Below are 26,615 nucleotides of genomic sequence, written 5' to 3'. Positions count from 1 at the left end.
ACATCCCATGGTTAATATTGCAAAAGCTTCAATCGAGAAGCCGCTCTACACATGGCTTGTCATCCTGACCATGCTCTTTGGTGGAACCTATGGTTTCTTCAATCTCGGACGGTTGGAAGACCCGGCGTTTACCATCAAACAAGCCGTTGTGTTCACACAATACCCCGGGGCAACCGCGGAACAGGTCGCCACCGAGGTTTCCGAGCCTTTGGAAAGCGCAATCCAGAAGATGGAGGAAGTGTACAAGATCACGTCCGACAACCAGCCCGGGGTTTCTCGCATCGATGTGGAAATCCGCGACACCTATAAAGCCGACGAATTGCCCGACATTTGGACCCGTCTGCGCGCGCGCGTCGGTGACGCCGCTGCAGAGTTGCCACAAGATGTGCGCGAGCCGACAGTAAATGACAGTTTCGGAGATGTGTTTGGGCTTTACTTTGCCGTCACCGCACCCGGTTTTACCGATGCCGAGTTGCACGATCTGGGCACCTTCCTGCGACGCGAGCTTCTGGTTGTTGATGGGGTGGCCGACGTAGACGTATCAGGATTGCCGGAAGAGGTAATCTATGTCGAACCCGACATGACATTGACCGTCAATCAAGGCATCCCTCCGACGGCCTTGATGGGGGCCCTGTCTGACGCCAACTCGGTTGCTTCAGCCGGGGCGATCAGCAGTGATACAAATCGTACCAGACTTGAAACGCCTGAAGGGTCCGATACGGTCTCGGCCATCGCAGAGTTGAGTGTCGGTGTCAGCGGGCAACTGTTGAACCTGATCGATTTTGCAAAGGTGACCCGCTCACGCAACGACAACCCGCGTCAGATCATTCGCTACAATGGGCAGGATGCCTTCACCCTCGCCATTGCGGGACTGGAAAGCGAGGACATCGTCAAAGTTGGCCATCGGGTCGATGAACGTCTCGCAGAGCTTTCGATGGATATCCCTTACGGGGTAGAACTTCATCCGATTTATCAACAGCATTTGGTCGTGGATCAGGCATCAACCGATTTTCTGAAGAACCTCGCCATGTCTGTGAGTATCGTGATCATCGTGCTGGGCCTATTCATGGGCTGGCGTGCTGCCATCGTGATCGGCTCTACACTTCTTCTGACCGTGGTCGGCACCATCATGTTCATGTGGCTCTTTTCGATCGAGATGGAGCGCATTTCCCTGGGTGCGCTGATTATTGCAATGGGAATGCTGGTGGATAACGCCATTGTGGTGGCGGAAGGCATGCAGATCTCAATGAGGCGCGGGCGCAACTCGTATCAGGCAGCGGATGATGCTGCAAAGAAAACGCAGATCCCCCTGCTCGGGGCCACCGTCATCGGCATCATGGCTTTCTCAGGCATCGGCCTTTCCCCTGACAGCACGGGCGAATTTCTGTTTTCACTCTTTGCTGTGATTGGCATTTCGCTCCTGCTCAGTTGGGTGCTTGCCCTGACGGTCACCCCCTATCTGGGTCACATGCTGTTCAAGCAGGGCAATGAAAGTGCTGAGGACGCCTATTCAGGTGGCTTCTTCCGGCTCTACAAATGGACGCTCGACAAAGCGCTTTCGATGCGCTGGCTTGTAGTGGCGGGCCTCATCGCCGTGACTGTCGTCTGTTATGCCGGGTTTGGGATGGTTAAACAGCAGTTCTTCCCGAACTCAAACACGCCCTTGTTCTTTGTCCGCTATCAATTGCCTCAGGGTACATCGGTCAGCAAGACGTCGGACGATCTGCGCGTGATGGAAGAGTGGCTATTGGCGCAGGAAGATGTGGTTTCCGTCGCATCTTACGCCGGCAGTGGCGCCACCCGCTTCATGCTCACTTATGATGGTGGTAAAGCCAATCCCGGCTATGGGCACCTGATCATTCGAACCGAAACGATTGACAAGATCCCAACCCTGCGCAAGCGGCTGGAAACCTTTGGCGCAGAAAGCTTCCCGGAAGGGGAATTTCGGGTAGAGCGTCTGATCTTCGGCCCAGGTGGAGGTGCCCCAATCCAGGTGCGGCTGTCTGGTAGCGACCCTGAAGTGCTACGCGCGCTCGCTGTAGAAACCGAAAAAGTCATGCAAGATGCGTCAGACAATCTGCTCAACCTACAACTCGACTGGCGCGAGCAAGAGCTGACGATTGCACCGATTTACGCCACCAATCAGGCGCAGTCTGCCGGGATCACCCGTGATGCGATCGCTCAGAGCCTGCTCTTTTCGACCGACGGCCTGCGGACTGGCACCTATCGCGAACGCGACCGTCTGATCCCGATCATCTCGCGCCGTCCGGTCGAAGGGGAATACAGTCTGAACGACCAGTTGGTCTATTCGCCCGTCAGCAAAAGTTATCTGCCGATAGAACAGGTGACAGATGGGTTCGAATACCGGGTCGAAAACACCCAGTTCAACCGCTGGAACCGCGTGCCAACCATCACCGTTGGAGCTGATATTCCCGCAGAGATGACTGCAGCTTCGGTTCATAGCGAAATTCGCTCCGCGGTCGAGGCAATGGATCTGCCTCTTGGCTATTCGATGGAATGGGGCGGCGAATTTGAAAACTCCTCTCGCGCCAATGAAAGCCTTGGCAAACAGCTTCCGGTGAGTTTGCTGATCATGGTGATGATCTCAATCCTGCTGTTCAATGCGATCCGCCAGCCGATCATCATCTGGCTTCTGGTTCCGATGTCGGTGAACGGCGTGGTGATCGGGCTTCTGGGTACTGGCCTACCATTTACGTTCACAGCGCTTCTGGGCCTTCTCAGCCTGTCCGGCATGCTGATCAAGAACGGCATCGTTCTGGTGGAAGAGATCGATCTGGTCCGCGAAGAAGGTACCCCGCTGCGCGAGGCAATTATCAACGCGTCCGCATCAAGGGTGCGCCCGGTGGCCCTGGCTGCCATTACCACGATCCTCGGCATGGCACCGCTTTTGACCGATGCCTTCTTTGTATCGATGTCGATCACCATTATGGGCGGTCTGGCCTTCGCTTCGGTTCTGACCTTGGTCGCCGCACCTGTGTTCTATTACATCTTTTTCAGGCGCGCCGAGAAAAGAGAGTTGGCGGTGTCAGCCTGATACCTCTCCCTCTCGACATGAAACCGGCCCGCATTTCACGGGCCGGTTTCTTGCGCATGATGCACACAAGCTGCGGATTGCAGCTATCCTACATCCTTAGAATTCGTTCGGATTTGTGGAGTGAACGGCCCGACAAATCAACAGCGGCGCATCAATCTCCCCAAAAACTCAGCTTGGAATCAATATCTTAAAAGCAAGATTGCTTTACTGCTTGCTATGGCTGTGTGGGAAAGGGATTTCTGGAGCGGGCGACGGGAATCGAACCCGTATCATCAGCTTGGAAGGCTGAGGTCTTACCATTACACAACGCCCGCCCAGTGAAATCATCACTTATTTCATGCGGCTCAGAGCGTCAAGAGAGAGACGCAAAACAATTAAAGTGAATTACAATTGCCTCCCACAACACCACTTTGTTGAGTTCTGATCGAATGTGCGTCAACCGATAGGGAAAGGCATCTTCCAAGACCTACACTTCCTGGAAGATATGTGGAGGAATTTAAGTATCAAAAAACAATCGTCCGGCGCCCGATGTGAAAAGAAAATTCACCAACAGGTCTACCAATTCAGATCAATCAGACCGGTTTCTGGATTTCAATTCGCGCATCTGGGAAGGCGTGAATGGCGGTCGTTGTCTGCTGGATATCCATCAAGCAAAGTGCGGTAGATAATCCATCAGCGACTGCGGCTTTGGACGCCGAGACACTGACCAGATGCTGAACTGGCGCGTGCCCCATCGGAGACAGGATATGTGGCTGATCGCCGCCGATGGTCATGGCCGTTGGAACCGAGGTCGCCACTGCACGATCACTTGCGGTCAGACGATGCACCAATGTCCCATCCGGCAACGCCACACCAATTGACCAAGGACCTTTGGGGCCGTGGCCAACGGCGGCAATTTCCCCCATGTCCACCAACACATCTTGCAACCCACGATCCTTCAGAAGCACTACGATCCGGTCGGTGATCTCCCCTTGCGCAATCCCGTTCAATGTCAGCGCCCCTTCTCGGGTCAGGCGAACCTCATTGGTGTCAAACCGGAGTTGATCCCACCCCAATTGAGACCGGGCCAGCTTAACAGCTTCGGGGTCACCCCCCTTTGCATACGCCTGCCAAAGGGGCTGAATCGTAGGGTCAAATGCACCCGCACTGGCTTGGTGCAAAGAATCGCAAAGGCTAAGCACGTGCAACAATTCTGGTGATGGGTTTTCCAACCGCTTGTCGCGGTTCAGGCGCGACACTTCTGATGTGGTCCGATACAGGCTGAAGATCTCTTCCAGCCGGGTCAATTCGGCTTCCACTGCCGCAAAGATCGGCTGCGCATCAGCATCACTCATCCCCGAAAGTTGCATCGATACCGGCCCACCCAAAGCGTGCCAGTTCCAACGCGCCACAGAAGCGGAGGCCCCACCTGGCAACAGGCTCGCAGCAGCCGTGACAGCAAGAAATCGACGACGGTTAAAACTGGTCATTTGGGTGTCTCCAACGCAAGGGTAAGATCAACCGGCCCAAGGGCGGCGGCATCGGGAATGGTCTCAAGCGACGCGCTTTCGCCGCCATATTGCGCAGCGAATTCATCTGCGGCCTTTGGTGTCGCAAAAGGAACAATCTCCGGGGCCCCCATGCCACCTGCAACCGGAGCACCAACTACAAATGTGGCATCCTCCGCAGCGATCCAGTTTGAGATACCCGGCTCATCCCAGCTCGGCGCGACACTCATGTTACTGACATAGACCGCAGTAATCTCCGCATCACGTTCAGGGCTTTTCAGATAGGCAACCATATCGCGCACCTGTGCAAAGAACAGCGGCGCGGGGTGCCCTTCCAGATGGATCTGGCCCTTCGGCCCTCCATGCTCTGCGATATTCATCTGACAGAAATAGCTCAATGCCTGTTCAGTCAGATCAACCGGCGCCGGTGGGGCAGCGGCCTCGTCTTCATTGCAAGCCGCCAAGGCAAGCCCCGCCAGCAGGATCAGTCGTTTCATGGTTCAACCCTCTTGAAGGCAGCGCGCGCGAGAAGGAACGCCACCACTGGCCAAAGGATCAGAGACAGCGGCGCCGCCCAATCTGGTAAGGTCTGAGCTGCCCCAGACATCCCCGACGCCATCGCCACACCATCTGAGGCGGCAATGTTCCAGACGCGGAACGCATCCGCCGGATTGGCCACCATCAGCCATGGGAAGATCGAGCGGGTGAAGTTGCCACCTCCATCCATCACGACGGCCCCCAGAAGGCCAAGATCATAGAGCACAACAAAGATAAGCCACAGACCCGCCGACATGCCCGCCGCCGCAGTTGCGCTGCGCGACAGGGCCGAAACAAGGTAACCCAGCGCAAGGAACACCGCGCCCAGCAGGATCGACGTGAAAATCAGGCGGGCAAGAGCAAACAGACTGTCCGGTCCTGCGCCGCCAAACCAGGCAGCTATGGCCCCGGCGGTGCCAAAACCCACGGTCATGGCAAAAGCCAGCGCCGCCAGATGGGCTGCAAACTTGCCCAGCAGGATCTCTCCGCGTCCAGCCGGATACGAAAGGAGCAGAGCAAGGCTCCCGCGTTCGGATTCACCAGCAATGGCATCAAAACTGATCATCAAAGCAAGGAGCGGGGCAAGATAGACAGACAACGTGGTCATGGAGGTGACGGAAATCGTCAGCATATCGACCCCAAGCGTGCCAGTGGGAGCGCTGCCAGCAAAAGTCAGGGCAAGCGCGAAGAGTACCATCACCACAGTCGCCATCAAGAGCCAGCGATTGCGGCGCAAAATCAGCATCTCAGTAGCTGCGATCGACAAGAACCGGGTCATTGCATCCCCTCCTTGGCAAAGTGGCGATAGAGGTCTTCCAGCCGTGGCGGTGTCATCTCGATATCCACAACCGCGTCGCCCATGGCGGCAATATCACGCAAACGCGCCATTTTTTGGTCCGGCTCGCAATGGATCTCAACCGAAGCGCCGTTGATCCGGGCGCCGCCCATTTTTGCAGCAATCGTATCTGCCTGTGCCTCGGTGGCTCTGATACGCATCCTGGTCGGCAGCCCCGCCTGGGCGGACAGGCTTTCCAACGTGTCATCGGCGACCTTCACACCTTTGCGCAGGATGGCGATGCGATCGGTACGGGCTTCGACCTCGGTCAACGCGTGGCTGGCAATCAGCACCGCCGTACCATGTTCGGCCAATTCATCAATGATTGCGTAGAGATCCTGCCTCGAGATCGGATCCAGCCCGCTGGTGGGCTCATCCAAAAGGGCCACTTTCGGTTTACCGAGCAGAACCTGCGCCAGACCGAGGCGTTGCCGCATCCCTTTGGAATAGGTTCCAACACGGCGGTCCATAGCGTCACTCAGGCCAACGCGTTCTAACAAGCCTTGAATATCGGCGGCTTGCCCATCCAGCCGAGCAAAAAGCGTCAGTTGCTCCCGACCTGTCAGGGCCGGATGGAAACTCACAGCTTCGGGCAAATAAGCCGTGGCACGGCGAGCGCTTGTGCTGCCGGGCTTTGCCCCCCCGATGCTGATTTGCCCGGCGGTCAGCGGCGTCAGGCCAAGAATTGTCTTGATCAGGGTCGATTTCCCTGCGCCGTTATGGCCCAGAAGGGCGACACGCTCTCCGGCGGATACAGTCAGCGACAGGTCGTCTAGAACGGTGACGTTGCCGCGGTCCTTTCGAACATGTTCAATGCTCAGTGCATTATTCGTCATGAGGCACCTTTTCAGCGGCCGCGGGTGAGACGGCGCGTATGAGAGGAGAAGAGTCGATCACCCCGCCCGGCAGAAGCGCGGGAAAGGCGGATTGCGACCAGCGTACAAGCTGCACAGCTGGCGACCCGAGAAGCAATTTCGCAGCAGGCTGCGTCCACAGCACGTGATCCATGCTGTCATTGGGGCGATAGGGCGCATCTGCAATCCCGTCGCCGTCTACGTCGAAGGCGGCAAAATCAGACCAGTGGTTGCCCTGCCCATTTTCAGACCATTCGACCCATTTGGTCGAGACGTATTTCACCTGCGTGCGGTTGCCGATGAAACTGTTGCCGACGATCCGGTTGTTGTCGGATCCGGCGGTGAAATGAATGCCAATCCCGCAGCCCTGAAACCAGTTGCCCGAGAAGTCATTCTTGTTCGAGTTGTAAAGGAACGTGCATTTTTCTGTCGCGTTCTTCACATAGTTTCCGGTGATGGTACTACGATTGGCATAGTTCAGCATGACGCCATGGTCGCGGTCATTGATCGAGACGTTGTCGGAGACCTTCACGCGAGTCGAGAACATCACCGCATAACCAAGGTGATTTCCAACCGACACATTGCCGGTCACTTCGGAGTTGTCCGCGTACATGTAGTGCACGGCAAATCGCAAATCGCGGAAAGTGTTATCGCGGAAGATATTGCGTTTCGACGAGTTCACGAAAATCCCGTCGCGGCCCCAGCGGACCTGATTGTTTTCGACAATTGCGCCGGGCGAATTCCAGACATAAATGCCGTTGCCCCGCGCGTTCATATGACGGTCCTGTCGGCCTTCGACCCTGTTGCCAGTCACCAGCGCATTATCTGCACCGTGGATGTCGATACCGTAGAGGTTGCCGAGAAGCACATTGTCACGGATAACAGGTGCCTCAGCGGTTTTCAGCAGCTGGATCCCGCTATCGATCCCATCATGGGATGACCCCGATCCGATGACTGTCAGACCTTGAACGGTCACGCCGTCTCCGGTCACAGTAATAACGCTGCCGTTTCCCTGCCCATCGATGGTGGCGTGCCCACCTCCATCCAGCGTCAGGGATTTGTCCAACACAACATTTTCGTAGTAGGTCCCGGGCCGCAGGCGAAGCACATCGCCCTCTGCGGCCCGAGCCAGTGTTTCAGCAATGGCTCCTGGCGTGTTGGGCACATCCCATTCAGCCGCCTGAGACAGGCTGGCAGAAAGAACAAGTCCAAGGGTCAGGAGCCAACGCATTTCTTAAGCCTCGCGAGGTTCAACCAGCATCCGGCCGCGCATCTCCATGTGGAGCGCGTGGCAGAACCACTGGCAATAGAACCAATGTACACCCGGACGATCAGCGACAAATGTCACGGATGCGGTTGCCATCGGGCCAATCTCCATGGCGACACCAAAGTTGGCCATGCAGAAGCCGTGGGTCACATCGTCCACGTCATCAAGGTTGGTCACGTAAACCGTCACCTCGTCACCTTGTTTCACGGTGAACTTCTCAAGGCTGAAGGTCGGTGCGATCGAGTACATATAGACGCGCACTTTGGACGGATCATCTTTATCACGGATGATTGTGTCGTGACCATCCTCGAGCACAACGCCATCGGCCTCGGCCTGCTTGCGAGCATCTTCCCACATCGGATCATTACGATCCCAGACATTGACCGGGTTCACCTTCGAACGGTGCACGATGATCGAGTCATGCGGTTCGGCAAAGGTCGGGCCATCATGCACAACCGTCATCTTGTCGCCGGAGATGTCGATCAGCTGCTCGTTTTCAGGCTTCAGCGGACCCACGTTCAGGAAGCGGTCTTTCGAGAACTTGTTCATCGAAATGAGCCATTTGCCGTCGGCCTCAGCAGTTTCACCCATCGAAGTCGAGTTGTGGCCCGGCTGATACTGCACGTCCACTTTGTCTAGGATTGGGTCTACATCGGCACCAGCATAGGCATCAATCGCCTTCTGGATGTCCCACTTCGCCACTTGGCTGTCGAGGAACAAGGTGGTGTAGGCGTTGCCTTTGTTGTCGAACGCGGTGTGTAGAGGACCAAGACCCAGTTCGGGTTCAGCCACGATGCACGAACGCTCATCTGCACCAGCGAACAGGGCATCAACTTTGTCCACGTCGATCACCGAAACGGTGGGCGACAGCTTGCCGTTGATCATGATGTGCTTCCGATCCGGTGCCGCGTTCACGCCATGGGGCGAATTCGGGATCGGGATATAACGAGTGTAGTTCTTGTTCTGACCTTTGCGGCCATCAACAACTTTCACACCGTTCAGTTCTTGATAGTCACCGGTTTCGATGGCTTTCTCGATTTCCTTCAGGTTAAAGACAACCACGTGGTCCATCTCAGACTCGGTCATCTCGGCAAGGGTCATACCCATTTCCGAGTTGTACGAGGTCGAGAAGGCGTATTTGCCCTGATAGTCACAATCGGTGTTGTCGAGGTTACCCGACACGATCACCTGCCAGGCCACTTCCATCTCATCGCCATCAATGGCGGTGAAGATGTTCACGTACTTCTCTGGCTCGTCCAGGATCTTGCCGTCGTTGACCAGCGGTGCTTCATGCTCGCCGTTTGCAAAGACATAGCCGGTGCGCGGGAATTTCTGCGGACGCAGGCCGTGGATATCCATTGCGTTCGGGATCTCAATGATCTTGTCGCATTTCATCACGTCACAACGCACACGGGCAACACGGGTGTTGGCCTTGTCGTTCATGAACAGGAAGCGACCGTCATAGGTGCCGTCGGTGAAGGACATGTGCGGGTGGTGCAGGTCGCCATTGTCATAGGTGACTTTGCCGTTGGCTGCGAGGAAATCCTTGGTTTCCGGCAGCAGACCTTCAGTCAGGACCTTCAGCGATTCATTTGTCTGACCCCAACCGGTGGCCGAGCAGCGGTTGAACACAGGAACGCGCATCAGTTCACGCATGGACGGAACACCCATGATGCGCAGTTCGCCGGTCTGACCCGAGGACCAGAAACCGTAATATTCGTCGAGCTCACCGGGTTGCAGGTTCGCATTGGCAGCGGCGCTGGCCTCTTTCGCGGTCATCAGCGTAGAGCCGAGACCGGTGCCGGCAAAGACCGCGCCCGTGGCGGTGGCCCCCAGCATGCCCCGGCGGGTCATTGAGAGTTTGTTCTTGTCAGTCATTGTCTTTCCTCCTTGAAAGCTGACGTTCTTTTGGCGTTCGGATGGTTCGCCGGTGGGTTTCTTGGCGGGATGTTCAGATCCGCCGTGCCGGTCTTTGCGCGCCGTTTCAGCGTGCGGATAACAACCGGGCATTTCTCGGACGACTGGTAAAGAACCTGGCAATGCAGGCAGTCGACACACTCGTTCGGATTGATCTCACCGGTCCGGTGAATGGCCTGGACCGGGCATTCGTTGCGGCACGTCTGACAGGGATGGCCGCAATCGTGGTATCGCTTGAGCCAGTCAAACATGCGGATGCGCGCAGGGATCGCCAGCGCACCACCCAGCGGGCAGAGGTAGCGACAGTAAAAGCGTTCGATGAAAAGCCCTGCGATCAAAAGCACCAGAGCAAACACAACGAATGGCCATTCCCGCACGAATTTCAGGATGATTGCGGTCTTGAAGGGCTCCACTTCGGCATAGGTTTCCGCCAGTGGGATCGAAATCATGCTGAGACCAAAGAGGCCAAAGAAGATCATGTATTTGATCGGCCACAGGCGTTCATGCAGCCCCCATGGGACATTCCATTGCGGCACTTTCAGCGCCCTGGCAGCCTTGTTTAAAAGCTCTTGCAATGCACCAAATGGACACAACCAGCCGCAGTAGGCGCCGCGCCCCCAGAAGATCAGCGCGGCAGCGACGGCAAACCACTGGATGAAGACCAGCGGGTCCATAAGGAAAGCATCCCAAGTAAAGCCCGAGCGCAGACTGCCTGCCAGCGCCATCAGGTTCACAATCGACAGCTGTGCGTTGGCATACCAGCCAAGGAAGACCAGCGTGAATGTCAGGTAGCCGATGCGGAACCAGTAGAAGACGCGTGCGTTTCGCGTGGCGTGGAACTGGAAGAAGAACACCCCGGTCAGCACCAGAAGCATCACACCAAGCACACCAATCTCGACGGTCTTGTCTTTCCAGATTCGCTGCCAGAGCGCAGATTTCGCCGCCGCCTCATCATCGGCACTTGATAAAATGACCGGCGCAGCCGCAGCGGGCAGAAGGAAGCGTTCCGGCAACTTGTAGCCCAGATCGAAGGTCAGGAAGGTCTTTTCCACCGCCCCGATGGCACGCTGTGCCAGCAGCTGCATGCGGAAAGCTTCGGTCGGATCAAATTCCGCATCTGCCGGAATTTTAAACAGATCCAATTCAGTGAAGCTTGGGCTGTCTGCTGTGGCCAGCGCCCCCAAGCGGCGTTGCTGCTTGTCAAAGAAGCGGACCGAATTGTCGCCCTGGATCATCTGGATCCGGTCGAAGATCCCACCGCGCACATAACCTGAACCTTTGTAGCCATAGCCGCCACGGCTCAACAGCAGCAGGGCTTGTTCGCCTTCATCCAACCATTCCGTCAGGTTTTTGTATTCTGCATCCCCCAGCAAGGTGCGCCCAATTGACGGAACGGACACCAATGCCATGTGCATATCGATAAACGTGTCATCAGGTTCACCCCGTTCGGGGCGGGCGATGGCCTTGGCGTCACCCGTTGCCTCAAAGGCAGCATTGATCTGACCGATGTCCAACGTCAAGCGGCGAACAGATCCGTCCCCGGATAGGGTCGTCCAATCCGACACAGTATCTTGCGCCATGTCGACCTCGCGACGCGGGCCATCCGGCGTCGCGGGCGAAAGCCCACCGAGACCCAGCGCGCGCGAAACCTTGATACCGCCCCGCACAAGACTGTCATCGATCACCATGATCGTGACGGTGGCCCCAGAAATGATATCAAGGTCATGCGCATCACCGCCCGAGGCGGCTTCGGCCTTCAGATCCAACCCGGCATACCCTTCGGTCAATTTGACCATCTTGGAGTTTGGAATACCGATCAGAACAATTGGTTCGGAGTGCTTTACCAGCTTCACGCCAGTCAGCACCGCATCGGGATCAATGGCCGCCACAACGTGGATTGGTTTGCCGGAATATCCGGTGGTGCCAACAAAATCAGAGGTCAGAAATGCATAGGCGATTGTCTCGCCGCCTTTCAGGATCGGCGCGACGGCCACATCATCACGGATCGGTCCAAATGCGTCCGCACCTGGGGCCAATTCGGAGGGGGTCAATTCTGGAAGGAAATTCGCGAGTGTGTCAGCATTCGCGCTGGTGGTCACAACCCCGGACAGGATCAGGACAATCGCAAAGAGCCACGTATAGATTGCGCGCTTTACGTTCATAGCGCACCTCCGTTTAATAAGGTAACCACCATGAACGCACGCAAGGCGCGGTCAGTTAATTCATTGTTCACTAATGGAGGGCCACGGGTTTCAGGCCAGGCTCTGTTGAATGCGAACCCATCAATTTGTGTTTTCATCAACGCATGATCATTCACCAAGGCGTGATCCGTCATCAGGTTGGACAGCAACGCTGCTTGACCCGTCATCGACGTAGAGCAGAAATCACAATCACCACAATCTATGCAGGTATCGTCATTCCCGATGTTATCTGCTTGATCGATTGCGTTCCCATCCGCATCGAGCTGCACATAAGACACGCCGACTTCCGAACAAATCTCAATCCAACTGCCGGTTGACGCCAACCCCACATTCGCGCTGAAAATTTGGACCACAAGAGCCAAAATGCCTAATGCTGACAACATCACGTGCGAACTGTGACGCAGCGACTTCCGCCCCGCCCCGGCCCATTTAGCGATGTGTTCGCGTGCGCGCATACGTGATTCCCTGATCAGATGCCTGACCAAAACCATTTGTGGCGCGTTCATGTATTGACTATTATCAATCACGATTTTTGAATATGTTTTATTGAAAGAAGCTAACGCACTGATTAATATGGATTCATTCCGAAATGGCTTTAGATTATCTAAGTAATAAGTTTTGTCTGACACTTCAGGGACCACGCGCGGGATCCTGCGAGACAGCAGGCAATTCCGAAGGCTGGGATCGTGTCGGACAAGTGGGTTGGTTTCTCACACGGGCCAGATCCTAATTGCACCATCTTGCTGTTTGCAGCGAACCAGCCCGGTCATGACACGTGTCCACCCATTTGTTGGGACCTTGCATTTCGTGGTATTCAGTTCGTGAAATCGCTTATTTTAGAGGTAATCATGAGACGTTGGATCCTGAGCGCCGCAATTGCATTGTCCGCAACACCATTAGCAGTGGCCCAAGACACGGCGGACGGAGTTGCGCCAGAAGCAAAAACTGAAACATCCCGAGACTTTTCCGGATTGTCTGATGCCGCCAATTCTGCGCTGAAAACCAAGCTGTCCGGGGGGCCTACGGAAGCCAAGGACTGGATGGTGGCCGCGGCCAATCCTTTGGCGGTTGAGGCGGGTGCTCGTGTATTGAGGGAAGGGGGAACCGCAGCTGATGCGATGGTCGCCGTTCAAGCAGTTCTCGGGCTGGTCGAACCTCAGTCGTCTGGATTGGGCGGGGGTGCTTTTCTGGTCTGGTATGACGCTGCCAGTTCCCAGCTGACAACGCTGGACGGGCGCGAAACCGCCCCCTTGGGTGCAGATCCGTTGCAATTTCAGACGGATGACGGCGAACCCAAAAAGTTCTTTGATGCTGTCGTCGGTGGCCTGTCTGTCGGCACACCCGGAACACCTCGACTTATGGAGAACGCTCACCGGCGATGGGGCAAGGCGAATTGGGCCAGCCTCTTTGACGACGCAATCCATCTTGCTGATAACGGCTTCACCGTCTCGCCGCGCCTTGCTCAATTGGTGGAACGGGATGGCGAAAGGCTACAGCGATTTGCCACAACATCTGATTATTTCTTTCCGGGCGGAACGCCCATCACAGCGGGCGATCGCCTTGTGAACACCCGCTATGCAGACACGCTACGCAAGATCGCAGCAGGCGGGTCATCTGCCTTTTACAAAGGAGAGATTGCCGAGGATATCGTGTCCACAGTTCGCAATTCCAGTGGGAATCCGGGGCGGTTATCAGCAATTGACCTGGCTCTTTATCGCGTGATCGAACGACCTCCGGTCTGTGCGGCTTATCGCAATCACGATGTCTGCGGCATGGGGCCGCCATCTTCAGGAGCACTAACTGTTGGGCAGATCCTGGGGATGCTGGATGAATATGATTTGGGTGCACTGGGACCACGTAACCCAACGGCATGGCGATTGATCGGCGATGCATCGAGATTGGCCTTCGCAGATCGGGGACGTTACATCGCAGATGTTAATTTTGTGCCGGTACCCGTCGACGGGTTGGTGGCAGAAGAGTATCTTAGCCAACGAGCTGAGCTGCTTTCAGGCGATGATGCGCTTCCAGAAGTTGCACCGGGCAATCCCGAATGGGAACACGCCCTTCTTTATGCGGATGACGAAAGCATCGAATTTCCGTCCACTTCGCATATTTCAATCGTCGACAGTTATGGGAACGCATTGGCGATGACCACGACCATCGAAAACGCATTCGGCTCAAGGCTGATGGTCCGAGGTTTTCTATTGAACAATGAATTGACCGATTTTTCCTTCCGCACGCATCAAAACGGCATTCCGATTGCCAATAGGGTCGAGCCGGGAAAACGCCCCAGATCATCAATGGCCCCCACAATTGTCATGAAAGATGACAAGCCGGTTCTGGTGATTGGGAGCCCGGGAGGGAGTCGTATCATTGGGTATGTTGCCACCACCATTATCGCACATCTCGATTGGAAGATGGATGTGCAGCAAGCGCTTTCGATGCCCCATCTTGTCAATCGCTTCGGCACCTACGATTTGGAAGCTGGCACATGGGCAGAAGAGTTGGAAGGACCGCTGATCGATATGGGATTTGAGGTTGGGAAGAGAAGCCTCAATTCAGGACTGCACGCCATCGCCATCGGGGAAACTCTACGCGGTGGGGCGGATCCGCGTCGTGAGGGTATTGCTCTGGGCGAATGAACCCACACGACGGGAAACCATTTGTCTGATTTACTTCGAACCCGGAACAATCTTCAGATAGGCAGCAATTGCTTCCCGGTCCGCGTCAGTCAGCTTGCTCGTGTTTTCGACGACATCTGCCATTTCTCCACCCGCAGTGTCGAAATCGGGTGTAAATCCAGACTTGAGATATTCGGCAATGTCACCTTCCGTCCACTTCAGTCCAGAGGCGGTAATGTCCGGAATGCGCCCTTTGCCATTGGGATTGGGTGCGCCCGCCAGCCATGCATCCAACCGGGTCCCGCCCAGTGCATTTCGATCCGTATGGCATTCACCGCAATGCCCCAACCCCTCAACAAGATAGCGACCCCGCATCTGTTGCTCCGTCAAATTGCCATCAACCACCCAGCCTCGGCGGGCAAACAGCAACTTCCATCCCCCGAGCGACCTCCGGATATTGAATGGAAAGCTAACGTCATGTGGCTTGTTCTGTGATGAGACTGCGGGAAGCGTTCTAAGAAATGCCCCAAGTGAAACGGCGTCTTCGAGGGTTGCCTGCGCATAGGACGTGTAGGGAAACGCGGGGTAATAATGCTGCCCGCCCGGGCTTGTCCCTTTTATGACGGCATTGGCAATTTCCAATGTGGACCAGCCACCAATACCTGCCTCCATATGGGGAGAGATATTCGGCGCATAAAAGGTCCCGAACTCCGTGGCAAAGGCACGGCCACCTCCGAGATGCAGTTTTTCTTCCCCAGAGGCATCAGGTGCGGAATGGCACGACGCACATCCGCCAGCATAAAACACCATTCGACCCCGTTCAGGGTCAGGAATTATGGAAGAGATCCTGACCTCATCCAATGAACGGGGGGCCGTAACCCCCCATCCCGTAGCCACAAAAATGGCCCCGACAAGCAGGACCATTCTCAGTTTTCTGGTTCCGACCACTGTCGTCACTCGTCCGGGGCGCGATAGGCTTTATGGCAAGCCTGGCAGGCTCCTCCGAGCCCTCCCATTGCCCCTTGCAATGCTGCCAGATCCGTTCCCGCTGCGCCTTGCATCGCGGTCACGGCGGCACCCAACGATTCCCCTTTCGTCATCACGTCAGGAAAGTTCTTCCACAGATCGGGAAGCGCCCGAGTGCCAACCATGGATGCGTTGTCTGTACCTTGTGGCCACAACGTAGACTGATCAAGCTGGACCAGCAGCGCCAGATTGTTTGCGGCTTTCATCGCGGCTTCGGCGTTATACTCCACATTGCCTTTTGCCATTGCCCCCAATTGTCCGATGTTGTTTGCATATAGCTGCATGATTGCCGTGCGAGCTTTAACCGCCGGGTCGGTTGCTTCGTCCGCAAGTGCGACATTGCCAATGAGAGCCATGGACATGCCAGCCAAAGTCATGATTGCTGATTTTCTCATACTGAATTTCCCTGTTTGATACTTGCCGACAAAATTAGCATGTATCATAAATCGTACAACTGGCAGAATTTTTAGGATATCTGTTAAAATATGAACAACAGCAATTGGGATGATATCAAGTTTGTGCTGGCTGTTGCGGATGAGGGTTCACTGAACGCCGCAGCTCAGCAATTGGGCGTTACCCACGCGACGGTGATGCGGCGCGTTGCGGCATTTGAACGGCGCTGCGGTCGGCCGCTATTTCAGAAATCCCTCGCCGGATACAGCGTTCTGCCCGAAGCGGAGGCCATCCTGACAGCCGCGCGGAACGTTGAGGACGCCATTTATTCGGTGGACCGCGCAGTGCACGGAACGGACGAAACCCTGTCGGGCACAGTCCGCGTTGCGTCTACGGACAGCCTTTGTCAACTTATACTGCCGCCGATCATCAAGACCATCAAAGAAACCTATCCAGAGCTATCAATCTCTCTGCTCAGCGCGAACACCTATCATGACCTGTCCCGACTGGCAGCGGATATCGCCATTCGGCCGACAATGCGCCTTGAAGAAGGTCTTGAGGGAAAAACCGTGGGTGAGCTCAGATTTGGGATCTATTCCGCGGACCCGAACACAAAACTTTGGATCGGCTTAAGTGGTGGGCTGGCGCGATCAGCCCCGGCCAAATGGATGTCGAACAATATCCCCCCCGAGAACATATCCTGCGAGGCCGACAGCTTTCTGGTGGTGCAAGAAATGGTGGCCTCCGGATTGGGAAAGGCTATTCTTCCCTGCTTCCTCGGCGACCCGGATCAGAGATTACAAAGGTTTCACGTTAAAATGCCCCCCCTTGTGGTTCCTGTCTGGAGCGCCATTCAAGCAGAAGTTTCCAGCAATGTTCGAATCCAGTTGGTACGGAACTTGATTGCCAAGGAACTGAGGAATGTCATCTAATCCGATGTGCTCATTGAAACCGTCGAAGATCTGCATCCAATCCAAAACCTCGACTTGTTTTTACACAATTTATTTCTGCCGCTGATCGGCCGGACACAACGCACTGTTGATTTCGAGCGTACAGATATGCTCCAAATACAGATGACCCTGGCAATAAAGGCATTGCGCGCTGCTGTCCGGGTGAGCGGAGCCAGTCTGCTCAAATCGGGGCGATAATCCTCTCCTAGCGTGCATTCGGCTCCTTTCAAATCTCAACTGGCGGCGCGCCGCCCAAGTCGAAAGTTAAGCCATGCTTCGTAACGACCAACTTGAAAAGTGGGACCGAGAGAACTTCTTCCATCCGTCCACCCATCTCGCAGAATTTGCACGAGGAAACCTGCCTCATCGCGTGGTGACCGGTGGATCGGGCTGCCATATCGAGGATCGTGATGGCAACCGCCTGCTGGATGCATTTGCCGGCCTCTATTGTGTGAATGTCGGATATGGGCGTCCTGAAATTGCCGAAGCAATTGCGGAACAGGCAAAAGAACTTGCCTACTATCATGCCTATGTGGGCCATGGGACCGAAGCCTCGATCACCTTGGCCCAAATGGTGCTGGACCGCGCGCCGGACAACATGTCGAAAGTGTATTTTGGCCTCTCCGGATCAGACGCCAATGAAACCAATGTCAAACTGATCTGGTACTACAACAACATCCTTGGGCGCCCTGAGAAAAAGAAGATCATCTCGCGCTGGCGTGGCTATCACGGTTCTGGGTTGATGACGGGGTCACTCACTGGGTTGGATCTGTTTCACAAGAAATTCGACCTGCCGCTGGCGCAGGTGATCCATACAGAAGCCCCCTATTACTTCCGCCGCGCAGATCAAACGCAGAGCGAGGCGCAGTTTGTCGCGCATTGCGTGGCAGAACTTGAGGCTCTGATTGAGCGCGAGGGCGCAGACACGATTGCCGCTTTCATCGGTGAGCCAGTGCTGGGCACCGGAGGGATTGTACCGCCACCCGCGGGGTATTGGCCTGCAATTCAAGATGTGCTCGACAAACACGACATTCTCTTGGTGGCTGATGAAGTGGTCACCGGGTTCGGGCGATTGGGCAGTATGTTCGGATCTGATCACTACGGTATGAAGCCTGACCTGATTACCATCGCCAAGGGGCTGACGTCTGCGTATGCCCCTCTGTCCGGGTCGATTGTGTCGGACAAGATGTGGAAAGTCCTGGAACAGGGAACCGATGAAAATGGTCCCATTGGACACGGTTGGACCTATTCCGCACATCCAATCGGCGCTGCGGCCGGAGTGGCAAATCTGAGGCTGATTGATGAATTGAACCTTGTGCAGAATGCCTCCGAGGTTGGCACATATCTGAACGACACCATGCAAGCCGCGCTTGGGGATCACCCGAATGTCGGGGAGGTCCGTGGTGAAGGAATGTTATGCGCGGTCGAGTTTGTAGCGGACAAAGGCAGCCGCACGTTCTTCGATGCGTCCCAAACAATCGGTGCACAGATTGCGGGGAAACTGTTGGAACAGGACAGCGTGATCGCCCGCGCCATGCCGCAAGGTGATATTCTGGGCTTTGCACCGCCCTTCTGCCTGACCCGGGATGAGGCCGACCAAGTGGTGGGTGCCACGCTCCGCGCTGTCACTGCGGTTCTGGATTAAGAAGCGGAAAGGATAGGAAACATGAGCAATTCTAACCCCCCTTTCAGCACCGCTGAATATGACCGCCGACTGGCCAAGACTCGCACCGCCATGGAGAAGGCGGGTCTGGACGTACTCTTTGTCACTGACCCATCAAACCAGGCTTGGCTGACCGGCTATGACGGCTGGTCCTTCTACGTCCATCAGGGCGTGATCGTCACGATGGAGGGCGAGCCGATCTGGTGGGGCCGTTACATGGACATGATGGGCGGGCGGCGGACCTGCTGGATGCATCATGACAACATCCTCGGTTATGGTGACCACTTTGTGCAATCCACCGAGGTTCACCCGATGCAGGATCTGGCCCAGCACCTCACCACACGCGGGTTTGCAGATGCGCGGATCGGAGTGGAGATGGAGAACTACTACTACTCCGCCAAGGCCCATGCCGTACTGGGCGCCGAGTTGCTCAACGCCGAACTGGTCGACGCCACAGCGCTGGTCAACTGGCAACGGCTGGTCAAGTCGGAGGACGAGATTGGCTTTATTCGCAAAGCCGCAGCTATCTCTGAGAAGGTCGTCGAGACCGCCATCAACCGCGCTGCTCCCGGCGTGCGGAAAAACGATCTGGTGGCAGACATCATGCACGCGGGCATCACCGGGGTTGGTGATGACTGGGGTGATTATCCGGCGATCGTTCCGCTCACCCCATCAGGCCTTGATGCCACTGCTGCGCATCTAACGTGGAATGGTGCGCCAATGCGTGAAGGCGAGGCCACATTTTTCGAACTCTCCGGCTGCTATCGACGTTATCACGCGCCGCTCTGCCGAACCGTGTTCCTCGGTACCCCATCGGATGAAATGCGCCGCGCAGAAGAGGCACAGATCGAAGGCATAACCGCAGGCTTGGATGCCGCGCGTGCGGGCAACCGGACGTGTGATATCGCCAACGCTTTCATGCAGGTCATGGCAAAACACGGCATCGAGAGATCTGGCCGAATGGGCTATCCAATCGGCCTTTCCTATCCCCCCGACTGGGGGGAACGCACAGCTTCGATCCGTAGCGAAGACAAGACGATGCTGGAACCGGGAATGGTCTTTCATTTCATGCCAGCTCTTTGGATGGACAGTTGGGGGTTGGAAACCACTGAAACAATCCTGATCCGCGAAGGCGAACCCGCCGAACCTCTCTGCAACATCGACCGCAAACTCTTCGTTAAGAGCTGAGCCATGATCAAGGACACTAAAGATATCCTCGCGGACCTGATCGCCTTTCCCACCGTGTCTTCTGACAGCAATCTGGAGATGATCGCCTATCTTGCTGATCGGCTAGAGGCCTGCGGCGCGCGCGTTGACGTTATGCAGGATTACAGCGGGCAAAAGGCGAACCTCTTCGCAACGCTGGGGCCTGAGGGTGATGGAGGCATTGTCCTGTCCGGCCATACTGATGTGGTTCCCGTCACCGATCAGGACTGGGCCAGCGATCCGTTTGTCATGACCGAACGCGATGATCATCTCGTCGGGCGGGGCTCATGTGACATGAAGGGCTTCATTGCCGCCACTTTGGCAATGGCACCAAAGTTTGCAGAACAGGCCCGAAACCGGCCACTGCATTTCGCTTTCACCTATGACGAGGAAACCGGCTGCATCGGGGCGGGGCATCTGGCGCAAAGTCTTACCGAACGGGGCATCAAACCTGATCTTGCGATCATCGGTGAACCCACAAGCATGCGCATTATCGAAGGCCACAAAGGTTGCTATGAATACACCACACGTTTTCAGGGCCTGGAAGGGCATGGGTCTGCCCCGGACCGGGGTGTGAACGCGGTAGAATATGCCGTGAGATACGTATCAAGATTGCTGGAAATACGCGGCCAGCTCCAAGGCATGGCGCCGGGCGACAGCCGATTTGCCCCCCCGTGGACCACTGTCAATGTCGGTGCCCTGCATGGTGGCAGCGTGCATAATGTTATCGCCCCCAAAGCTCACGTAGACTGGGAAATGCGCCCGGTGCAGATCTCAGACGCTGATTTCGTCAAAGATGCGATGAAATATTATTGCAATGATGTGCTGTTGCCCGCCATGCGCGCAGTTCATCCTGACGCATCAATTGAGACCGAGGTGATTGGAGAGGTGGCGGGTCTGATACCAACTGATACAAACGAAGCCCGTCGAATTGTAGCGCAACTGACAGGTGCCAATGGCGCAGATGTGGTGCCATTCGGGACAGAGGCGGGCATCTTCCAGTCACTTGGCATGGATGTTGTCGTCTGCGGTCCCGGATCCATCGAGCAAGCCCACAAGGCAGACGAGTTCGTATCTCTGGAACAGTTGGCGCAATGCCTCGATATGCTGGAAGGGTTGGCGGGAAAGTTAGCTGCGGCTTCAGAGTAAAGGTTACACTGGCTTTGTCACACAGTGGGGTCTGAATGGGAGGTTTTCACCAGTACCGAGGCACAGCGCATGGTCGTAATTCGCTTTGCCAAACGTGTTCGATGGAGTGCGCGACTTGACAGGCTAAGCGAAGCGTGGCCCAATTCTGTAAGATATTTGAACTTTTTTATCAAATCGACTTTGTATCAAGTGCCGGGTTTCCGGCCAACTTTGGGAAGCAAAATGAAAAGGCAGATCCTCAGCAAGCTCGTCAGGTCGATCTGTATAATCCTTTTTTTGGGGACTTCATTCTTAATTGTTTTTCCATTCATCGCCTATACCCTGAAGCTGGCGTCCTTCCTCTCCGAGAATCTGATGGGCGTGCTTGGCGTTATTATTGTTGTATCCATTTTAGTGACAGCAGGTTGGACTTTCAAAAATCGTGTTTCTTGGCGCACACCCAAGATTGTTCCACTGTTTTTATTGCTTGCAGGGCTGCTGCTGATCCAGCCTTTTGCGTTTATGCAGGAAGCATTTGGAGAGTGGCGCGTTGGTAGCCTGTTGTTAACTTTCCAAGAAAATCAGGGCTCTAAACTGCTTTCCATCGGGATAAGTGATTTTGGGCCAGAACTGTTGAATCAGGTTTTTTATCTGCTTCTAGCTCTTGGCGCCGCATTGGTTCTTTTGTCCTCATGGCCGTCCGCACACAAGTACGTGTCGGCTGTCGGCATTGTGGCATTTCTTTCCAGCCCACTTGTTGAATACGGTTTGCTTTCAGTAATCCCGAATCCAGCCCATGCTCTCGCTATGAACCAGTTGGAGGACGGGCATGAAATTATCGCGCGCCCGATTAAAAAGAAGAACCTTATCATCGTGTATCTGGAGAGTCTTGAGCGCACTTATGGGGAGCTTGAAGAAACTCGAACCGCGTTCGCCCCTTTTGCGGCGCTAGAGCGTGAAGCACTTTCATTTGATAATATTGACCAAGTTTTGGGTGCTTCATTTACGGCAGGGGGCATGGTCGCGTCTCAATGCGGGGTTCCTTTGCTGCCCAAGGGAGTGTTTGGAGTTGGCCGCAAAATGGGAAAAAAAGTCGATGCGATTCCAAACTTTACTAAATTCCTCCCAAACATTGTGTGCTTAGGCGACATCTTAAAGAATGACGGATATGCGGGATCCTACATCAACGGATCTAGCCTATCAGTTTTCTCCAAAGGCGACTTTTTTCTAACCCACGGCTATCAGAGAGTTTTCGGATTGGAGAGCTATCCTGGCTGGGAAACCGAGCCACGCACCAATATCTGGGGTATGAATGACGACCTTCTCTTCAAGCGTGTAAAGGACGAGTTGAGACATCTTGCAACCAGCGAAAAGCCGTTTGTTTTATCAACTTTGACACTTTCAACTCACGGACCGAATGCCTATCTGAGCACGGATTGCGTCCCCTCCCGTGGTGCAGTCACGTTACTTCCGAAGGCCATCTCTTGCACAGGTCACTATGTAAATGACTTGCTTGCTGAAATTGATCGATTGGGGATTCGAGAAGATACCGTCGTGTTGTTGATTAGCGACCACCTCGCAGTGCGCAACACTCTATATCCGTCTCTTTTGGAACGCGCTGACGATAGACGCAATCTGGTCATGTTCCTTACGGGCGACGTACCGCAAACGATCAACCGGTATGGCTCTATGATGGATATCTACCCAACGATTCTCGATATTCTTGGATATGAATTGGCTGACGGCAGAGCCAATTTGGGAGTCTCTCTCTTGCACGATACGAAGAATTTCCTGGAAGTGTATGGCAAAGACACATTCGATCGTGGAGTTAACGGCAACTCTGAAATGCAAAAGCTGCTTTGGCAGACCAAAAACAGTGAATGATCTGCAATATACTGACCTGACGTCAATCAAATATGCTCATTTTGATGTTTGCGACGCCTCACGGTGACTTGCACACTCTAAGCTCCAGACACTCAACCTTGCTTTGAAGTGTTGCCTTCTTGCCTCGCCTTCGTATGTAGTGACCTAATTTAATAGATTTCGAAGCCTTTCTGTGCGATGAAAATGAGAAAAATATGGGTTGGAACGAGGCGCAGCCAATGAAAAAAGCAATTATTGCAGCAGTTATTCTTTTTGGCGTTGTCGGGTGTAATGGCATCGATATCGGTGATTTGTCGTCGACCAGCGACAGTGCCGAATCTGTAAAAGACACATCAAATGTCAGCTACTATCCCAATGATGAACTTATCGTTGCGGGCCGTGTTCAGTTCCGCGAAGGCAACTATGGCAAAGCCTACAGCCGTTTCAAAAAGGCCATTGATGTAGCGCCGCAGGATCCCCAGGCATGGCTTGGGTTTGCTGCCTCAGCCGACATGTTGCGCCGATTTGACAAATCAGATTTTGCTTATCGCAAGTTGCAGCCTGTAATTGGGAATCGCATCGAATTCCTGAATAACTACGGTTATTCTCACCTGCTGCGCGGAAATCTCACGACTGCACGCAAATACTTCTTGAAGGCATATGAGATCGATCCGTCTAACGAGTTTGCGGCGAACAACCTGCAACTCTTGCGCAACTCGGTGTCATACCAGCGTCGTGCTCCCGGTGACCTGAAAGGTATCTGATCCGGGATACGGTAGCTGTATGCTCTTTCTGAGACATGCAAATGCTTGATGCGCTAAACCTCATAGCGGTTTTGTCTACGATCGCTTGGCTTTTGCGCATCGCTTACCTTGACTTTCGTACACTCAAGATCCGCAATCGTGATGTTGTAATATTGCTTGGTTTGTTTTTTATCTGGGCTGCAACCAACAAGTTCCACGCAATTCAGGCTCACTTGATAGCTGGCGCAGTCATGTTTGTCATAGGCTATGTCTTTTGGACCTTGAAGCTGATGGGCGGCGGGGATGCGAAGCTTTTTCTTCCTGCAGGTCTGTTTGTTGGATGGTCATCACTGGGCGAGTTCGCGATTGCCCTTTTGGTATTTTCAGTGATTTTTCTATTGGTCATCCGATCAGGCTTGGGAAGCAACGGATCATCATATGTCGCAAGACGTTTGACGCTGATTCGAGACACATCCAACGTCCCGTATGGCGTACCAATCACCTTATCAGTTATCGTTTCGACGAATTTCTGGTAAGATGCATGCAGGCAAATCCGTTTTGCCGGTTAAAGAGACGCTTTGCGCATTAGATGGAGTTTACGAACGAATAGGGTTGGGGAAATGAAATTTATTGAAGACATAAAAGGTTATGTACTTGTTCTGACATTGATGTTCTTGCCTGTATTTCTGGGCATGGCGGTATTGGTCATCGATATTAGCCGCGGCAACAATGCCCACTCAGACCTTCAGGCGGCGGCAGACGCACTGGCTTTGGCAGGGGCGGTTGAACTTGATGGAGGGTCAGACGCAATCACCCGCGCCAAGGCTGCGATGGAAGAAGTGGATAACACCGTTAATTTTCTGGGCACCGCACCTGACGAGATTTCAATTCGGCTTGAATATGAAGGCATAGATGAAGAATTCATCGTGCGGTTTTTAAAAACCATCCCCACAAATGATCATTCCCCGCTCGATTTCTCTTCCGGCAACATCGCGACCGTTGGCGCCGATGCAGAATATGTCTTTGTCTCTGCCTCTTCGCAGGATTTGAGATCAATATTTTCTGCCGTTCTGGACCCTCTCATCAGTTCTGTACCGGTCCGCGCGGAAGCCGTTGCAATGTCTCAAAGCGCCGCATGCGATATCCCTCCATTGTTCATCTGCAATCCGTTTGAGGGCACTGGTATCAACCTGCAAAATGCATTTGATAATGGGGTTTTGCACGGACGAATCGTAAAACTTCGCGGCAAACAGAACACAACCGGTGCCGCCATGCCTGGAAACTTTGGGTATCTTCAGGTTGATGGATCTTCCAGCGCCGCTGCAATTCGCGATTATTTTGCCGGAAAGAAGAATCCCTCATGCTACGATTCAGACACAGTTGAAACGAAGCCCGGATATGCCACATCAATAAGATTTGGCTACAACGTTCGTTTCGACATTTGGGAAGGCCCGCTCAAAACTGAAACGGGCTCTTATTCTCCCGCATTTAATGTGCGCAAAGGTTATGATCCGGGGGCAAATATTTGCAACAATCAGGAACTTGTGTCCCCATATGACGCCAATTTCATGGGCTTCCCGGACATTTCGCCGATGGGCACACCAATAAATGGCGTGTCCGGGTCATGGATTGGCACCCCAAGTGATTACGGAACACTTACCCCTGGCGGAGCCCCTGCTGGCTCCCCAACATGGGACAAGTGGGATATCAACGGTTACTGGTCGGTAAACCACGCCGCAAATCTGGGTGAGCTTTCAAATGTCACCAGTTCATTTACCGGTCTTCAACCATCGCGTTACGATGTTTACCGTCATGAAATCGAGGAAGAGCTTAGCGGGGGATACACTCTGGTGAATAATACCTCCGTTGGTGGCGAAGTTGGATATCCTGCTTGCTCAGATCCAAATAGCAACCCAGCCAGCCAGCCAGCCTGGGATCCGTCGGATCCAAGCGCACCTGCTGGCACCAAAGATCGCCGTGTCATTCCGCTTGCCATCGTTGATTGTCTGGCCAATCCGTTTAACGGTCAGGCAACGGTCCCAGTAAACAGCTATGCCAGCATCTTCTTGGTGCGTCCCATTGAAAAGCTGCCAAGCAGTACAGATGACGGCACCATCGATGTCGAGTTCATTGATATCACTGGCTACGGCGGCAACGGGACTTTGGACACATTTATCCGTGCCGAATCGATTCTCGTGCGATAGGAACAAGGGTGTAATCCTAAAGGTTTAGTGACCAATCCAAAAGTTTAAGTTGCCTATTTTTTAGGCAGTGACACATCACTCGTTAACCACCCTTAGTTTGCAAATTTGCTACAGTCCACTGGATATCCCTAGGTTTGTTTCAATTTGAGCCTGTGAACTTACTGAAATTGTGTCATTTTTTTGACCCGGATACGAGAATGTGGTAATTTGAAGGCATTGAGATGCAAGTTTGAGTTTTTCCAGTAACCATTTCCCGAGGCTAATTCGGGCTGCATTTCATCTTTGCAAAGGGGGAGGCGGAAAACACCTTCGGGAGTTGCCTCTATAATTGGGAGTATATTGAAATGACTGACATGTTTACGAAACTCTATCTTCGCTTCAAACACGACGAAGACGGGATTGCCCTGACTGAATACCTTATTCTGCTTGGCCTTTTGACCGCTGCTGTGATCGCTGCCGTTCTGCTGTTCGGTGAACAACTTGGCGTTCAGTGGGATAGCTGGGCACAATGGATGCAAGATTCTGATCTTGGTGCACCTGCTGTTGTTGGTGGCGGAAGCGGCTAATCTCCTATCCGATACTTTGGAGGAGTTCTTGCGGACCAAATTTGAGAGCCAACCAGACTATAAAAAACAGGCTGTTGTGAAACTCAATTTGAAGTCGCA

Annotated in this window: 22 protein-coding genes, 1 tRNA gene and 1 pseudogene; 13 read left to right on the top strand and 11 right to left on the bottom strand. The window is 54.3% G+C overall.

Annotation, left to right across the window (positions count from 1 at the left end; genetic code table 11):
• Positions 1–7 precede the first annotated feature (7 nt).
• Complete coding sequence (locus tag O2N63_RS03405) at positions 8–3,055, top strand: efflux RND transporter permease subunit (protein ID WP_271052740.1); 3,048 nt, start codon at positions 8–10, stop codon at positions 3,053–3,055.
• A gap of 240 nt (positions 3,056–3,295) precedes the next feature.
• On the opposite strand, the gene O2N63_RS03400 is transcribed toward O2N63_RS03405, so the two are convergent.
• The 9 genes from O2N63_RS03400 to O2N63_RS03360 all read right to left on the bottom strand — a co-directional run bounded on the left by O2N63_RS03400 (position 3,296) and on the right by O2N63_RS03360 (position 12,794).
• Positions 3,296–3,369, bottom strand: a tRNA-Gly gene (locus O2N63_RS03400).
• A 258-nt stretch (positions 3,370–3,627) separates the two neighbouring features.
• A complete protein-coding gene (locus tag O2N63_RS03395) occupies positions 3,628–4,524 on the bottom strand; it encodes an FAD:protein FMN transferase (RefSeq protein WP_271052739.1) in 897 nt (298 codons plus the stop codon).
• The gene (locus tag O2N63_RS03390) at positions 4,521–5,039 is read right to left on the bottom strand and encodes a nitrous oxide reductase accessory protein NosL (RefSeq protein WP_271052738.1); all 519 of its coding nucleotides are present in this window, start codon (positions 5,037–5,039) and stop codon (positions 4,521–4,523) included. Before O2N63_RS03390 ends, O2N63_RS03395 begins: the two co-directional genes overlap by 4 nt.
• Entirely contained in the window at positions 5,036–5,857 is an 822-nt protein-coding gene (locus O2N63_RS03385) for an ABC transporter permease (protein ID WP_271052737.1), read from the bottom strand. The genes O2N63_RS03390 and O2N63_RS03385 overlap by 4 nt, the downstream gene beginning before the upstream one ends.
• Positions 5,854–6,750, bottom strand: a complete 897-nt coding sequence (locus O2N63_RS03380) for an ABC transporter ATP-binding protein (protein WP_271052736.1) — start codon at positions 6,748–6,750, stop codon at positions 5,854–5,856. The genes O2N63_RS03385 and O2N63_RS03380 overlap by 4 nt, the downstream gene beginning before the upstream one ends.
• Positions 6,740–7,999 (bottom strand): nitrous oxide reductase family maturation protein NosD, encoded by a 1,260-nt coding sequence (locus O2N63_RS03375; RefSeq protein WP_271052735.1) that lies wholly within the window; start codon positions 7,997–7,999, stop codon positions 6,740–6,742. Before O2N63_RS03375 ends, O2N63_RS03380 begins: the two co-directional genes overlap by 11 nt.
• 3 nt (positions 8,000–8,002) lie before the next feature.
• Complete coding sequence (gene nosZ, locus O2N63_RS03370; RefSeq protein ID WP_271052734.1) at positions 8,003–9,913, bottom strand: TAT-dependent nitrous-oxide reductase; 1,911 nt, start codon at positions 9,911–9,913, stop codon at positions 8,003–8,005.
• Positions 9,910–12,114 (bottom strand): NosR/NirI family protein, encoded by a 2,205-nt coding sequence (locus O2N63_RS03365; RefSeq protein ID WP_271052733.1) that lies wholly within the window; start codon positions 12,112–12,114, stop codon positions 9,910–9,912. Before O2N63_RS03365 ends, nosZ begins: the two co-directional genes overlap by 4 nt.
• Positions 12,111–12,794, bottom strand: a complete 684-nt coding sequence (locus O2N63_RS03360; RefSeq protein WP_271052732.1) for a hypothetical protein — start codon at positions 12,792–12,794, stop codon at positions 12,111–12,113. The genes O2N63_RS03365 and O2N63_RS03360 overlap by 4 nt, the downstream gene beginning before the upstream one ends.
• Before the next feature lie 207 nt (positions 12,795–13,001).
• Between O2N63_RS03360 and ggt the strand changes: the two genes are divergently transcribed.
• Positions 13,002–14,795: a gamma-glutamyltransferase gene (gene ggt, locus O2N63_RS03355; RefSeq protein ID WP_271052730.1), complete on the top strand. Its 1,794-nt coding sequence runs from the start codon at positions 13,002–13,004 to the stop codon at positions 14,793–14,795.
• 30 nt (positions 14,796–14,825) lie between these two features.
• Here the strand turns inward: ggt and O2N63_RS03350 are convergent, their stop codons facing one another.
• Both O2N63_RS03350 and O2N63_RS03345 read right to left on the bottom strand, forming a co-directional pair.
• Positions 14,826–15,698 (bottom strand): cytochrome c, encoded by an 873-nt coding sequence (locus O2N63_RS03350; protein WP_271052728.1) that lies wholly within the window; start codon positions 15,696–15,698, stop codon positions 14,826–14,828.
• A 29-nt stretch (positions 15,699–15,727) separates the two neighbouring features.
• Positions 15,728–16,195 carry a c-type cytochrome gene (locus O2N63_RS03345; RefSeq protein ID WP_271052727.1) on the bottom strand — a complete coding sequence of 156 codons (468 nt, stop codon included), beginning with the start codon at positions 16,193–16,195 and terminating at the stop codon, positions 15,728–15,730.
• 90 nt (positions 16,196–16,285) lie between these two features.
• On the opposite strand from O2N63_RS03345, the gene O2N63_RS03340 reads away from it, so the two are divergent.
• The 11 genes and pseudogenes from O2N63_RS03340 (at position 16,286) to O2N63_RS03295 (ending at position 26,516) form a co-directional block, all read left to right on the top strand.
• Positions 16,286–17,125: a LysR family transcriptional regulator gene (locus O2N63_RS03340; RefSeq protein ID WP_271052726.1), complete on the top strand. Its 840-nt coding sequence runs from the start codon at positions 16,286–16,288 to the stop codon at positions 17,123–17,125.
• A gap of 6 nt (positions 17,126–17,131) precedes the next feature.
• A complete protein-coding gene (locus tag O2N63_RS03335; RefSeq protein ID WP_271052725.1) occupies positions 17,132–17,341 on the top strand; it encodes a hypothetical protein in 210 nt (69 codons plus the stop codon).
• A gap of 73 nt (positions 17,342–17,414) precedes the next feature.
• Positions 17,415–18,788, top strand: coding sequence for an aspartate aminotransferase family protein (locus tag O2N63_RS03330; RefSeq protein WP_271052724.1), 1,374 nt, complete (start codon positions 17,415–17,417; stop codon positions 18,786–18,788).
• Between the two features lie 21 nt (positions 18,789–18,809).
• Complete coding sequence (locus tag O2N63_RS03325) at positions 18,810–19,994, top strand: M24 family metallopeptidase (protein WP_271052723.1); 1,185 nt, start codon at positions 18,810–18,812, stop codon at positions 19,992–19,994.
• A 3-nt stretch (positions 19,995–19,997) separates the two neighbouring features.
• Positions 19,998–21,161 (top strand): acetylornithine deacetylase, encoded by a 1,164-nt coding sequence (gene argE, locus O2N63_RS03320; protein WP_271052722.1) that lies wholly within the window; start codon positions 19,998–20,000, stop codon positions 21,159–21,161.
• A gap of 222 nt (positions 21,162–21,383) precedes the next feature.
• Positions 21,384–23,024, top strand: a complete 1,641-nt coding sequence (locus tag O2N63_RS03315; protein ID WP_271052720.1) for a sulfatase-like hydrolase/transferase — start codon at positions 21,384–21,386, stop codon at positions 23,022–23,024.
• Positions 23,025–23,242: 218 nt separating this feature from the next.
• A complete protein-coding gene (locus O2N63_RS03310; protein ID WP_271052718.1) occupies positions 23,243–23,767 on the top strand; it encodes a tetratricopeptide repeat protein in 525 nt (174 codons plus the stop codon).
• A gap of 41 nt (positions 23,768–23,808) precedes the next feature.
• Positions 23,809–24,282, top strand: a complete 474-nt coding sequence (locus O2N63_RS03305; protein ID WP_271052716.1) for an A24 family peptidase — start codon at positions 23,809–23,811, stop codon at positions 24,280–24,282.
• Between the two features lie 84 nt (positions 24,283–24,366).
• Positions 24,367–24,519 (top strand): annotated as a pseudogene (locus tag O2N63_RS17545) (pilus assembly protein TadG-related protein); the annotation flags it as partial.
• Between the two features lie 57 nt (positions 24,520–24,576).
• The gene (locus O2N63_RS03300; protein WP_271052715.1) at positions 24,577–25,950 is read left to right on the top strand and encodes a hypothetical protein; all 1,374 of its coding nucleotides are present in this window, start codon (positions 24,577–24,579) and stop codon (positions 25,948–25,950) included.
• A gap of 353 nt (positions 25,951–26,303) precedes the next feature.
• Complete coding sequence (locus O2N63_RS03295) at positions 26,304–26,516, top strand: Flp family type IVb pilin (RefSeq protein WP_271052714.1); 213 nt, start codon at positions 26,304–26,306, stop codon at positions 26,514–26,516.
• Positions 26,517–26,615: the final 99 nt, after the last annotated feature.

It is taken from the genome of Aliiroseovarius salicola, assembly GCF_027891095.1.
GTDB lineage: Bacteria > Pseudomonadota > Alphaproteobacteria > Rhodobacterales > Rhodobacteraceae > Aliiroseovarius > Aliiroseovarius salicola.
This window is presented reverse-complemented; position numbering and strand designations above follow the sequence as displayed.